The following is a 12162-nucleotide window of genomic DNA, read 5'->3' on the forward strand; positions in this document are numbered from 1 at the left end:
GCTTCCGCCGCGGCGGGAGCGGTCAGGTGTTCCCGCCGCGGAGGGCGGTGATCAGGGCGGTGAGCTCGGCCCGGAACGCCTCCGGGTCCTCCAGCCGGTCGGTGACGATCCGCTCCGCCACGCCGCCCGTCATCAGCGCGGTGTAGGCCTGCCGTCCCCGCTCCGTCCGGGTCACCACCATGCGGCGGCGGTCGGCGGGGTCGCGCCGGCGGGTGATGTGGCCGGCGCGCTCCAGCCGGTCGAGGACCGGGCGGATCGTCTGCTCCTCCACGTAGGTGCGGGCGGCGAGCTCCCGCTGGGTGCGCGGGCCCCCGTCGAGCGCGTGCAGCGTCAGGAACCCCGCGTGGGTGAGGCCGTGCCCGGAGAGCACGGCGTTCCACTCGTGCTCCACCAGGCGGGCGGCGACCAGCAGCAGGCGGCCGGTGGGCCAGGAGGCGAGGTCGTCCGCCGCGTCCTCTCGGAACCCGTCCACCGCGCCCTCCCCGGAGTGATCCTCCAGGCCACGTTACCGGAGAGATGCTAAGGGTACTTAGTATTTATCTCCGGGAGGGCGACACATGAGCAGGACACCGCAGGACGCGGCCGGGCGCCGCTGGACGGGACTGGCCTTCATCGCGCTGGCCGTGGCGATGATCATTTCCAGTGCGACGATCACCAACGTGGCCATACCCGAGATCATCGGCGACCTCGGGGTGAGCGCGACGGGCGCGCAGTGGATCCAGGAGTCGTACACGCTGGTCTTCGCCGCGCTGCTGCTCACCTTCGGCCGTCTGGCCGACCGGCTGGGCCGGCGCCGCCTTCTCCTGGTGGGAGTGGCGGTCTTCGGCGGCATGTCGCTGCTGGCCGCCGCGGCCACCAGCGGGCCGATGCTGGTCGGCGCCCGCGTCCTGCAGGGCATCGGCGGGGCGATGATCTTCCCGACGACGCTCTCGCTGCTCAACTCCAACTTCCGGGGCAGGGAGCGCGCGACCGCGTTCGCCGTCTGGGGCGCCACGATCGGCGGCGTCGCCGCGCTCGGGCCGCTGATCGGCGGCTGGCTCACCACCGACCTCTCCTGGCGCTGGGCGTTCGGGCTCAACATCCCGATCGCCGTCGCGGTGGTCGCCGGCGTGCTCGCCTTCGTGCCGGAGTCGCGCGAGACCGGGACGGAGCGCGGCGTCGACGCGGCCGGGGCCGTGCTCTCCACGCTCGGCTTCGCCCTGCTGGTCTTCGGCCTGGTCGAGGGGCAGACCTACGGCTGGTGGGAGCCGACCGAGCCGTTCGTGGTCGGCGGCCGGGAGTGGCCGCTCCCGCTCTCGCCGGTCCCGGTCGCCTTCATCGGCGCCGCGCTCGCCCTGACCGCCTTCGCGCTGGTGGAGCGGGCCAGGAGCCGGAGCGGCCGAGTGGTCCTGCTGGACCTGTCGCTGTTCGCGATCCCGTCCTTCCGCAACGGGAACATCGCCGCGCTGATCGTCAGCCTCGGCGAGTTCGGCGTGCTGTTCGCGCTCCCGCTGTGGATGCAGTTCGTGCTCGGCTACTCGGCGCTGGAGACCGGCGTCGCCCTGCTCCCGCTCGCCCTCGGCTCCTTCGTGGCCAGCGGCTTCGCCGCGCGGCTGGCCACAGCCAGGGGACCCGCCTTCGTCGTGCGGACCGGGCTGGCGCTGGAGGTCGCCGGCATCGCCGGTCTCGGCCTGGTGGTCGCCGCCGACGTGCACTGGGCGCCGCCGGTGCCGTTCCTCTTCCTGTACGGCATGGGCATCGGCCTGGCCACCGCCCAGCTGACCGGCGTGGTCCTGGCCGACGTCCCGGTGGAGCGGAGCGGCCAGGGCTCCGGCACGCAGAGCACGGTCCGGCAGGTCGGCTCGGCGCTCGGCATCGCCATCCTCGGCACGATCCTCTTCACCGGTCTGGGCGCGGACCTCGACCGGCGGCTGGACGGCGTCCCCGGCATGGAGGGCGCGGCCGGGGAGCGGGTCGTCACCGCCGTGCAGCGGAGCGCGGGCGCCGCCATCGCGGGCCTGTCCGGAACGCCCGAGGTCGCCGAGGCGGCGAAGGAGTCCTTCACCACCGGCGCCCGCTACGCCATGTTCGGCGCGGCCGGCGTCCTCGCCGCCGGCTTCCTGGCCACCCTCTCCCTGGGCTCCGGCCGCCCGGCGGAGCGGGACGACCCGGAAGCGGGAGGACGGCCCCCGGCTCCGGCTACGCCCGCGACGGGCGCATGATCGTCCGCATCGACCCGCGTGCTCGATCGGCTGATGGACGGGCTGCGCTCCCACCGCCGGCGAAGCGGGTCGCCTGCGGTCTTCTCCCGGCGGCTCACCACGGAGCGGGTCACCTGGAGGCGAAGTCCTGGGTCCAGTAGATCATTCCATCGGAGTTCTCGACCGCGCCGACCCCGACGAAGGCGAACTTGCAGTTCATGATGGAGGCCTTGGTCGCGGAGTGGTCCATCCAGGACCGCACGACCGCGGCCGGGGTGCGATAGCCCGTGGCGATGTTCTCCGCCATGCTGGTGGCGCCGGTGAAACCGGCATCCTTGAGGCGGTACGCGAAGGATCGGCCGTCGCGGGAGATGTTCGAGAAGTAGCCGTGCTCCGCCATGTCGGCCGAGTGCCTGCGGGCGGCCCGGTGGAGTCGCGGGTGGTGCTTGAGCGCCCGGCATCCCTTCTTCGCCCGCTGGTCGTTGACCAGCCGCACGACCGTGTTCTCCCGTGCCGTTCCCACTTCGGGGGCGCCGGACACGGACGCCGTGGTGGCCGGCCCGGACAGGCTGAGCGAGCCGGACCGCCCGACGCCGGAAGCCGGGGGCGCCGTGACGGCCTGCGCCGTACTCACGGGCGCGGCGATCGTGCCCAGGGCGGCGGCTGCGGCGAGCAACCCGAGAGATCGGCGCATGGGAAGTTCCTCCAGTCGCGGGGGACGCCGGACGGCTCCGCATCGAGCAACGATCGAAACCTGTGGATCGTCGGGAAAGTGCACCCGTGCCGCTTACCGTAGTCCCCGATGGGGTTCCGGCAGTAACGGCGGGATCTCCGGCAAATATGGTGCCGACCTGCGGTGATTCGTCGTTTGCGCAGGCCGTGCAGGGTCGGTGGCCGTCACGGGATCCGAGTGCCTCACCCTGGCGAGCCGTCGCCACGGAGCCGATCAAGCCCTCCTCTCGCCCCGCCCGGAAGGCGGCGAGCACCTCACCCGCCGCATGACGAGGAGAGACACCGAGTCGTGGACCGGTACGCGAACGCCGTCAGCCCGTACGCATGAACCGTCGGACGGCGCGCACCCCCTTGGTGTCGTCAGCCCGGAAGACGGTACCTGCAGAAGACGGCGGTGCACTCGGTGGTCGTCTTGCGGGGGTCCGGCGCCTTGATCGACGCCTTTCCGCCCCGCCGGCTGTAGCGGGTGCCGACATGGAAGGTCGTGCCCACCAGGTCGTCGGGGCCATCGGTCAGGGTGGCGGGTTCGGCCGGGTTGACGAGCTGCTCGTCGTCGCCGAGCAGCTGGGTGTGATGCAGGTGCATCTGGTGGTGATCCTTCCACCAGGTCTTGCTCTCTCCAGCCCCTCCCTCCCCACCCAGCCGCCGGACTGGTAGCCGGTGCCGCCGATGTCGTGGTTGAAGCCGATGACGCGCTCGCGCCCGTCCTCGCCGAGCGAGGCCGCCGCGGAGGGGCTGGTGATCGTCACCGGCCGGCCCTCCCAGTAGATCTCGCCGCTGTCGGCGGGGCCCACGCCCGCGATCACCTTGATGACGGTGGACTTGCCCGCGCCGTTGTCGCCGACCAGGGCGACGACCTCCCCGGCGTGGACGTCCAGCTCCACCTCCGACAGGGCCTGGACGGCGCCGAACCGCTTGGAGACGCCCCGCACCGTGAGGACAGGCTCCCCGCTCGCGGCGGTCATGACAGCCCGGCCTCCTTGCAGGCGGCCCGCACCTCGGAGGTGCAGATCTCCTCGACCGTCCAGAAGCCGTCCTTGACCACCGTGTCCTTGATGTTGTCCTTGGTGACCACGATCGGCTGGATGATCAGTGCGGGGATCTGGGTGCTGGTCCCGTTGTCGACGGTCGTGGTGCCCTGCACCGCCTTGCCGGAGCCGAGGTCGACGGCGAGCCGGGCGGCGTTCTGCGCCTCGGGCTTGATCGGCTTGTAGATGGTCATCGTCTGGGTGCCGAGCAGGATGCGCTGGATGCCGGCGAGCTCGGCGTCCTGGCCGGTCAGCGGCGTTCCCTTGGGCACTCCGGCGTTCTGCATGGCCCGGGCGATGCCGCCGGCCATGCCGTCGTTGGCCGAGTAGACCCCGATGACCTTGTCCGCGCCGAGCGCGGTGAACGCGCCGGCCGCCTCGGTGTTGGCCTGGTCGGGGCTCCAGTCCGGGGTGTCGTACTCCCTGCCGATGTTCACCTGGCCGTCGAGGACGGAGTGCGCGCCCTTCTTGAAGTCGGCCGCGTTCGGGTCGGTAGGCGAGCCGTTGACCATGACGATCGGGCCGCGCCCGGGGTCGCCGCCCGCCTTGAGGGCGTTCAGCAGCGCCTCGCCCTGCATCTTGCCGACCTGCACGTTGTCGAAGGAGGCGTAGGCGTCGACCGGGCCTCCGGCGAGCCGGTCGTAGGCGACCACCTTGGCGCCCTGCTGCTTGGCCTTCGCCACCGAGGAGGCGATGGCCTTGGCGTCCACCGCGTCGAGGATGAGCACCTTGGCGCCGTTGGTCAGCATCGAGTCGACCTGCTGCTGCTGGTGGTTCGGGTCCTGGTTGGCGTTGGCGTAGATGATCTCGCACGTCGGGCAGAGCGCCGCGACCTCCTGCTGGATGTACGGGCGGTCGAACTTCTCGTAGCGCGCGGTCTTCGACTCCGGAAGGAGAAGCCCGATCTTGAAGCCCTGCGCGCCGGTCGCGCCCGTGGCGCCCGGGGAGGTGCCGGCGGGCGTCATGGTGCCGCCCGACTGCCCGGCGGTCCCGCAGGCCGTCACTCCCAGGGTCAGGGCGAGCGCGAGGCCGCCCACCGCCCGTCGCACCGTCTCCACCGCAACCCCCCGAACGGTCCTCGCCGTGACCCGCGGAACGGCCCGCGGAACGAACCGCGGAACGGTGCGCGGAACAGGACGCGAACGCTCTCCGGGTACGGCGACGCGGGCCGGACTCCCCCTGGAGAGGCCCTACCCGGAGGGGAAATCACGATTCCCGGACAGGGTGGACTTTGGGCAGGTTTTGGCTGGTCAGCCGCGTGCCGGGCGCGGGCTTGGCGGAACCCCGCCGTCCCGCACGGCTGGAGAAATCAACCCTATAGGAGCGGTTTGAAATTGTTTTTGCTGGTTTGTGAATGCCGTTGGGATCGCCGGGTAAAGGGCGCGGACCGAGGACGCGACCTTTGGAGGATGCGGTGAACGAGTATCCAGCCGGGACGGGGACCCGCCCGGAACAGGATGGAGAGCTCCGCCAGGCCGCCCGGCAGGCGGCGGAGCAGACCAGGTCGGCGGTGGGCGAGGTGGCCGGGACCGCCAAGGAGCAGACCAGGGCGGTGGCCGGAGAGGTCGGGCACCAGGCGCGCCGCGCGGTGGGCGAGCTGCGCGCCCGCGCCGACGAGCAGGCGTGGCGGCAGAGCCGGCGCGCCGCCCAGGGCATCCGCCAGTGGGCCGACGAGCTCGCCGTGGCCGGTGACGCCGTCAAGCCCGATTCCCCGGTCTCGGACGTGGTCAGGCAGGTCGCCGACGGGGGACGGCGGGCCGCCGACTACCTGGAACGGAACGGGCTGGCCGGCGTGGTGCGGGAGGTCCAGGACTTCGCCCGCCGCCGCCCCGGCGCCTTCCTGGCCGGGGCGCTGGCGGCCGGTTTCCTGGCCGGCAGGATCGCCAAGGCCGCCTCGGAGAGCGGCACCGCCGGCGCTTCCGGCGACGGTGCGGACACCTGGCGCGCCGCCGGTCCCGGCGCCGGACGTCCCTGGAGCGACGGCGGCGGCAGGATCGCCGAGGGCACCTGGGGCGCCGAGGACACCACCGCGCCGACCGCCCCGATCCGCCAGGCCCCGCCGGTGACGCCGCCCGCGGTCGCGCCGGGTTCCGCCGCCCCGGCGGCGCCTCCCTCGCCGCCTCCCTCAGGGCTCTCCTCGCAGAGCCACGTCACCCCGGCCGGCCCGTCCGGTCACGGTACGGGCTCCGGGCCGGGATTCGGCGAGGAGCGCTTCCCCGGCACCCCGGTGACCCCGCCGCCGACGGACCGGGGCGGTGAGCCGCGATGAGCACGCCCGTCGAGCCCGAGCCGCCCACGCTGGGGCAGCTGGTCGGCGAGATCGGGGAGGACATGTCGCGCCTGTTCCGCCAGGAGGTGGAGCTCGCCAAGGCCGAGATCCGGCAGGAGGCGGGCAAGGCCGGCAAGGCGGCCGGTCTGCTCGGCGGCGCCGGGTTCGCCGCCGCGATGACCGCCCTGCTGGTGACGCTGGCGCTCGTGTTCGGCCTGGGCGCCGTCATAGGCCTGGGCTGGGCCGCGCTCATCGTCGCCGCCCTCTGGGCGGGGGCGGGGGCGGCGCTGTTCACGACCGGGAAGGCCCGGCTCCGGCAGGTGTCGCCCAAGCCGGAGCAGACCATCGAGACACTCAAGGAGGATGCGCGATGGGCGCGGAACCTGACCAGATAAGGGCCGAGATCGCGGCCACCCGGGCGGAGCTCGCCGCCGACGTGGACCGCCTGGCCGACAGGACCAGCCCGGCGCGGATCGTGCAGCGCCGCACCGGCCGGATGCGGCAGCGCATGCGCATGGTCCGCGAACGGGTGATGGGCACCCCGGCCCACGCCGCCCACCAGGTGCGGCGGCAGGCCGGGCAGGCCGCCCAGAGCGCCCGGGAGACCGCGGCGGACGCCGCGGGGACCGTCCGCGAGACCACCGCCTCCGCCGCGGGCGCCGTCCGGGAGACCGCGGCGGAGGCGGCGGGAGCCGTACGGCAGGGCGCACACCAGGCCGCCGAGGCGGTCAGAGAGGCACCGGAGCAGGCGATGCGCAGCACCCAGGGCAACCCGCTGGCCGCAGGACTGATCGCCTTCGGCGCGGGACTGCTCGCCGCGGCCCTCATCCCGAGGACCGAGGCCGAGCAGCGGGCCGCCGAGCAGCTCCGCGACCAGGTCGGTGAGATGGCGGCGCCGGTCGCCGAGGCGGTGCGGGAGTCGGCCCGGGACCTCGGCCAGGAGGCCAGGCAGGTGGCGCAGGAGGCCGCCGAGCAGGTCAAGGAGACCGCGACCGAGGCGGCGCGGACCACCGGTGACGAGGCCCGGGAGCAGGCACGGCAGGCGGCCGGCCAGACCCGTTCCGCGTTCGGCTCCTGACCCGCCGGACCTCTGCTCCGGGTCCGGATCCACCGGACCTCTCACTCCGGCTTCCGACCCGCCGGGCCTCTCACTCCGGTCCCGGGCTCGGGAGGCCGGCCCGCTCCGGGCTCGGGAGGCCGGCTCGCTCCGGTCCCTGGTCCGGGAGGTCGGCCCGCTCGACGGCGGGGACGACCTCCCGGACCAGGGCCAGGAGCGAGCGGGACAGCAGGATGTGCGCCTGGGAGCGGGTGAGGGTCTTGCCCTGGAGCCACTCCCGGGTCGCCGCGTCGGCCAGCCCGGAGTAGGCCCGCAGGACCGCCCGGAGCACCTCCCCCGGCGCGGGCAGGCGCAGCACCGTGAGCATGTGCTCGACGGTGAGGTCGCGGGTCCGGCCGATGATCCGCACCAGCTCCGGGTCCCTGCCGAAGCCCTCGGCGTCGACGGCGGCGAACCACGTCGTGGCGTTGGCCTCGGCGATGTCCAGGAAGCGCGCGACGCAGAGGTCGACCGCCTCCGGCAGCGGCAGGTCCTGAGGGGGGACCGGGGCCGCCAGCGCCAGCTCCGCGGTGAGGTGGCGCACCACCTCGAGGAAGAGCTCCCTCTTGGCGCCGAAGTAGTAGTGCACCAGGCCGCGCTGCACGCCCGCCTCCCGGGCGATCGCGGTGGTGGAGACCGCCGAGTAGGGCATCTCGGTGAACATCCGGCGGGCCACGGAGAGGATCTGCTCCCTCCGCTCGTCGCGGTCGAGGCGGCGGTAACGGGGTGATGCCATGCCGCTCATCCTGGCTCCGGCCCGTGCTCCTGTCACGCCCGCCGGGGTGTGTGCTCCTGCCATGCCTGCCGGGGTGTGCGCCCGCGTCATGCCCGCGCGGCCCGGACCCGTGTCACGCCCGCCGGGCGGCCGCGGTGAAGAGCCTCAGCGGTCGCTCGCGGGAGACGAGGTAGTCGACGGGCCGGTGCCGTACCCGGGCGGGGACGATCTGGGCGGCCAGTCTGTTCGCCGCGACAAGGGTGTCGAACGCGCGGGCCCGCACGGGGCTCCACGGGATGCCGAGCTCCCGGCGGAGCCGTTCCGGCAGCAGGGCGCCGGCGGCGACCATGCTCAGCTCGGCGTAGGCGGGGCGCAGCGGCCAGGGCAGCGGCAGCTCCCGCCTCGTCTCGATGACGACGCGGGCGGTCTCCGTGGGGCGCAGTTCCTCGTCGACGACGCGCTCGACGTAGGCGAGGAAGCCGGCGTAGGTGGCGGGGCAGCGCCCCTCGGGGACCCCGCAGGCGTGGGCCACCAGCTTCTGCTCGGCGTAGAACCGCTCGCGCCGCTCGTCCGTCAACCGGCCGAAGGCCAGCTCGTACAGGTCGGCGCCGTTCTTGACCAGCGTGGCCCAGACCCACATCAGCAGGTCGGGATCGAGCGCGTGGTACGGCACGCCGTCGTCGCTGACCCCCCGGACGCGCTCGTGCATGCGCCGCAGGACCAGCGACTGCCGCTCCGACACCTCTGGGGTGCCGAACGCCAGTTTGAGCATGATGTCGGCGGTACGCCAGAGCCTGGCGAACGGGTCCGACCGGAAGGTGGAGTACTGCTGCACGCCCGCGGCCACCAGCGGATGGGTCACCTGGAGCAGCAGGGTCGGCGCCGCACCGAGGCCGGTGACCGGCTCACGCATGATCGTCCAGGAGAGGTCGCCGGGACGGAAGGGAAGCCTTCGGGAAGCGTCCATAGCGCCAGTGAAACACTTTGTTGGCACTGCGCCAATAGGCCGGACCGCGGTGCCGGTCGTCAAACGGGAGTCTCGTGCCGCGGCGCCGGTCGCCGGGCGGGGTTCAGCCGGAAGTCAGGCCGCGGCGCCGGCCGCACCGGGCTCCGCGGAGCCCGGCACGGCGGGCTCGACCCGGTTGCGGCCCCGGCGCTTGGCGGCGTAGAGCGCCTCGTCGGCCGCCTGCAGCAGGTCGTCGGGGCTCTGCCCGCACGACAGGGAGGCGACCCCGGCGCTGAACGTGATGCGCAGCCTGTGGCCCGCCGCGGGCACGGGTTCGGCGGCCACCCGCTCGCGCAACGCCTCCACCAGGGAGAGTGCCTGCTCCCCGGTGGTGGCGGGGAAGACGATGACGAACTCCTCTCCGCCGTGGCGGGCCGTGACGTCCTGCGGGCGCGCGGCGCCGGTGAGCAGCTCGGCGAAGCGGACCAGGACCTCGTCCCCGGCCCGGTGGCCGTAGCGGTCGTTGACCTGCTTGAAGTGGTCGATGTCGAGCAGCGCGAGAGCCAGCGGCCCGCCGTCCCGCCCGGCCTCCGCGGCCTTCCGCTGGAGCGCGTCCATCAGGTGGCGGCGGTTGTGCAGGCCGGTCAGCACGTCCCGGGAGGCCTGCTCGGACAGGTCGGCGCGGAGCAGCTCGATGGTGCGCAGCTGCTCGTGGAGACGCCCGTTGGCCTGCTCCAGCTCCTGCTGCTGGCGGTGAAGGCGGGCGTTGGCGCCCTCCAGTTCCTGCTGCTGCTCGCGCAGGCGGGTGTTGGCCCGCTCCAGCTCGCGCCGCTGCCGGTTGAGCGCGGTGACGTCCCGGCTGACGATGGCCCATCCGGCGTGCCCGCCCCGGCGGTCGTGCAGGGCGGTGGTGCGCACGTTCAGGTCCACCTTCCGCCCCGCGCCGTCGGTGAGGGCCAGGTCGATCTCCTCGTTCGCGGCGGGCGGGAGCCCGCTGAGCACCCCCCGGAGCGGGAGCCCGGTGAGCCGGGCGGGCAGGCCGGGCGTCAGCCGGCGCAGCATCCGGCCGGCGGCGGAGTTGAGGTCGAGGATCCGGCCGGTCGCGTCGACGGTCACGACCGCGTCGCCGATCATGTCGAAGACGTGGCCGCGCGCGACCGGGACCAGCTCGGGCAGGGAGCGGCGGACGAGCACCCAGTGGATGATGACCGCGGTGGCGCAGAAGCCGACCGGGGTCAGGTCGGCGGTGCGCACGAGCCCCAGCAGGCCGATCGTGTTGCCCATCGTGGAGGGGACGACGCTGAGCAGGGTGAGCCCGTACAGGGGGCGGTGGGCGCCCGGGCCGTGCAGCCACGCGCGGACCAGCCGCAGCGCGCCGGTGGTGAACAGGAGATAGCTGTAGACGGTGTGCGCCCAGAACAGCGGGCCGAACTCCGGGATCCGCGCCTCGGGCGAGACCGCCCAGTCCATCGAGAGGAAGAACCGCTCGTGCCAGGGGTTGGTCGCGATCGCGGCCACGACGAGCGCGGGCTCGGCCAGCAGCAGCAGGAGGGTACGGCGGGACAGTCGCCAGGTGCGGTCGACCATGGCCGTGGACATGCACAGGAAGCCCGCCATGGAGCCGCAGACGCCGAGATACTTGACGATCGCCAGCACCAGTCCGGCGTCCGGACGGGTGTTCAGGACGATGAGGGCCTCCGTCACCGACCACGTCGCGATCGCCGCGGAGACGAGCGCGAGCGTGCCGACCGCGGGCGCGGTGCGCCGGCGGCGCCAGCCCGCGACGGTCACCGCGGTGGCCATGACCGCCGACAGGGCGAAGATCGGGATCAGGAACGAGCCCCCCATGGCCTCCCTCTCCCTTCCGCCGTGTGTCGGCGAGGCGTGTCCCCGAGACGCGTCCGGACCCGGGGTGTGCCGGCGGGGTGTGCCGGCGAGGCGTGTCCCCGAGACGCGTCCGGACCCGGGGCGTCCCGTGAGCGTTCGCCCGGGACGTCCTCGGATCCCATCGGCGGGACGGCCGCGCGCTGTAGGGAATCGGCCCACCGTGTTCCCCCCTGCGCCCGGCCCTGAGCCCTCGGTCCCTGAGCCCTCGGTCCCTGAGCCCTCGGTCCCTGAGTCCCCGGTCCCTGAGTCCCCGGTCCCTGAGTCCCCGGTCTCTGCACCCGGTCCCTGCACTCGGTCTCTGCGCCCCGTGTTCCCCGTGTCTCCCCCTCTGTGCTCCCGCTGTGTTCCACCGTGCTCCCGGCCTGCACTCGGTGGCGGCACCCGGAGACTGTTGGCGGACCGCCAACAGTGTCTTGTCTCCGCGTAACCGGATACTTACCATGATTGCATGAGCAACGGACTGTTCCGGGACGACGATCTCATCCGCAAGGTGTCCCGCGAGGGCATCCTCATCGCCGCCGGCGGGGCGGCCTCGCTGCTCCAGACGGCCCATCCCAAGGTGGCGCAGGGGGTCTACGACCACAGCTACACCGCCGAGGACCCGCTCGGCCGGCTCAGGGGCACCATGCAGTGGGTCTACGCCGTCTCCTGGGGCACCCGCGAGGAGGCCGAGCGGCTGAGCGCGATCGTGACGAGGATGCACGACAAGGTGACCGGCCCCGGCTACGAGGCCAACGACCCCGAGCTCCAGGTCTGGGTGGGCGCCACGCTCTTCGCCACCGCCGTGCACATCTACGAGCTCCTGCTCGGGCGGTTGAGCGACGCCGAGCGCGCCGGGTACTACGAGGACTCCAAGGTCTTCGCCACCATCCTCGGCTGCCCGCCGGAGAAGGTCCCCGCCACCTACGCCGACTTCCGCGTCTACTACGCGGACACGCTCGCCACCATCAAGATCAGTGACGCCTCGCGGGCCGTCGCCGAGCAGGTGCTCCACCCCGACCTGCCGTGGTACATGCGCCCGGGCCTGCCGGTCATCCGGCTCGTCACCGCGGGCCTGATGCCCGCGCCGATCCGCGAGCAGTACGGCTGGAGCTGGACCCCCGCCCGCCGGGCGCGCTTCCACCTGCTCGTGAAGGTGCTGGCCGCCGTCTATCCCCGGCTGCCGCTGCGGATCCGGACCCTGCCCCGGGACCACTGCCTGCGCGAGCTGCGCAGGAGGATGGGCGGCCGGCGGCGCCCCGCCCCGGCCTGACGGTGAGGATGTGGGGGAACGCCTCCCGGCAGGGCTCGGCTCTTGGTCTGACTGACC

The 12162-nt window shown here is 73.4% G+C and carries 12 protein-coding genes and 1 pseudogene; 5 read left to right on the forward strand and 8 right to left on the reverse strand.

Annotated elements, in window-relative coordinates:
• Nucleotides 1–22: 22 nt before the first annotated feature.
• Nucleotides 23–472 (reverse strand): MarR family winged helix-turn-helix transcriptional regulator, encoded by a 450-nt coding sequence (locus ACFOWE_RS21635; RefSeq protein ID WP_377290605.1) that lies wholly within the window; start codon nucleotides 470–472, stop codon nucleotides 23–25.
• A gap of 85 nt (nucleotides 473–557) precedes the next feature.
• Here ACFOWE_RS21635 and ACFOWE_RS21640 point away from each other — a divergent pair, with 85 nt between their 5' ends.
• On the forward strand, nucleotides 558–2201 hold the full coding sequence (locus ACFOWE_RS21640; RefSeq protein WP_377290607.1) for a DHA2 family efflux MFS transporter permease subunit: 1644 nt from the start codon (nucleotides 558–560) through the stop codon (nucleotides 2199–2201).
• A gap of 109 nt (nucleotides 2202–2310) precedes the next feature.
• Here ACFOWE_RS21640 and ACFOWE_RS21645 read toward each other — a convergent pair whose 3' ends face one another.
• The 4 genes and pseudogenes from ACFOWE_RS21645 to ACFOWE_RS21660 form a co-directional block, all read right to left on the reverse strand.
• Nucleotides 2311–2874: a CAP domain-containing protein gene (locus tag ACFOWE_RS21645; RefSeq protein ID WP_377290609.1), complete on the reverse strand. Its 564-nt coding sequence runs from the start codon at nucleotides 2872–2874 to the stop codon at nucleotides 2311–2313.
• Nucleotides 2875–3272: 398 nt separating this feature from the next.
• Nucleotides 3273–3497, reverse strand: coding sequence for a hypothetical protein (locus ACFOWE_RS21650; protein ID WP_377290611.1), 225 nt, complete (start codon nucleotides 3495–3497; stop codon nucleotides 3273–3275).
• Nucleotides 3498–3622: 125 nt separating this feature from the next.
• A pseudogene (locus tag ACFOWE_RS21655) lies at nucleotides 3623–3877 on the reverse strand (ATP-binding cassette domain-containing protein); the annotation flags it as partial.
• Nucleotides 3874–4998 (reverse strand): sugar ABC transporter substrate-binding protein, encoded by a 1125-nt coding sequence (locus tag ACFOWE_RS21660; protein ID WP_377290613.1) that lies wholly within the window; start codon nucleotides 4996–4998, stop codon nucleotides 3874–3876. The pseudogene ACFOWE_RS21655 and the gene ACFOWE_RS21660, both read right to left, overlap by 4 nt.
• A gap of 356 nt (nucleotides 4999–5354) precedes the next feature.
• Here ACFOWE_RS21660 and ACFOWE_RS21665 point away from each other — a divergent pair, with 356 nt between their 5' ends.
• The 3 genes from ACFOWE_RS21665 to ACFOWE_RS21675 are packed head-to-tail and all read left to right on the forward strand — an operon-like array spanning nucleotide 5355 to nucleotide 7287.
• Nucleotides 5355–6209, forward strand: coding sequence for a hypothetical protein (locus ACFOWE_RS21665; protein WP_377290615.1), 855 nt, complete (start codon nucleotides 5355–5357; stop codon nucleotides 6207–6209).
• Nucleotides 6206–6604: a phage holin family protein gene (locus tag ACFOWE_RS21670; protein WP_377290617.1), complete on the forward strand. Its 399-nt coding sequence runs from the start codon at nucleotides 6206–6208 to the stop codon at nucleotides 6602–6604. The genes ACFOWE_RS21665 and ACFOWE_RS21670 overlap by 4 nt, the downstream gene beginning before the upstream one ends.
• Nucleotides 6580–7287, forward strand: a complete 708-nt coding sequence (locus tag ACFOWE_RS21675) for a DUF3618 domain-containing protein (RefSeq protein ID WP_377290619.1) — start codon at nucleotides 6580–6582, stop codon at nucleotides 7285–7287. Before ACFOWE_RS21670 ends, ACFOWE_RS21675 begins: the two co-directional genes overlap by 25 nt.
• A gap of 70 nt (nucleotides 7288–7357) precedes the next feature.
• Here the strand turns inward: ACFOWE_RS21675 and ACFOWE_RS21680 are convergent, their stop codons facing one another.
• The 3 genes from ACFOWE_RS21680 to ACFOWE_RS21690 all read right to left on the reverse strand — a co-directional run bounded on the left by ACFOWE_RS21680 (nucleotide 7358) and on the right by ACFOWE_RS21690 (nucleotide 10814).
• Complete coding sequence (locus tag ACFOWE_RS21680; protein WP_377290621.1) at nucleotides 7358–8041, reverse strand: TetR/AcrR family transcriptional regulator; 684 nt, start codon at nucleotides 8039–8041, stop codon at nucleotides 7358–7360.
• A 112-nt stretch (nucleotides 8042–8153) separates the two neighbouring features.
• On the reverse strand, nucleotides 8154–8987 hold the full coding sequence (locus ACFOWE_RS21685; RefSeq protein WP_377290623.1) for an oxygenase MpaB family protein: 834 nt from the start codon (nucleotides 8985–8987) through the stop codon (nucleotides 8154–8156).
• A gap of 114 nt (nucleotides 8988–9101) precedes the next feature.
• On the reverse strand, nucleotides 9102–10814 hold the full coding sequence (locus ACFOWE_RS21690) for a histidine kinase N-terminal 7TM domain-containing diguanylate cyclase (RefSeq protein ID WP_377290625.1): 1713 nt from the start codon (nucleotides 10812–10814) through the stop codon (nucleotides 9102–9104).
• Nucleotides 10815–11301: 487 nt separating this feature from the next.
• On the opposite strand from ACFOWE_RS21690, the gene ACFOWE_RS21695 reads away from it, so the two are divergent.
• Complete coding sequence (locus ACFOWE_RS21695; RefSeq protein ID WP_377290627.1) at nucleotides 11302–12105, forward strand: oxygenase MpaB family protein; 804 nt, start codon at nucleotides 11302–11304, stop codon at nucleotides 12103–12105.
• The last annotated feature ends 57 nt before the right edge of the window (nucleotides 12106–12162 follow it).

This window comes from Planomonospora corallina (assembly GCF_042650625.1).
Classification (GTDB): domain Bacteria; phylum Actinomycetota; class Actinomycetes; order Streptosporangiales; family Streptosporangiaceae; genus Planomonospora_B; species Planomonospora_B corallina.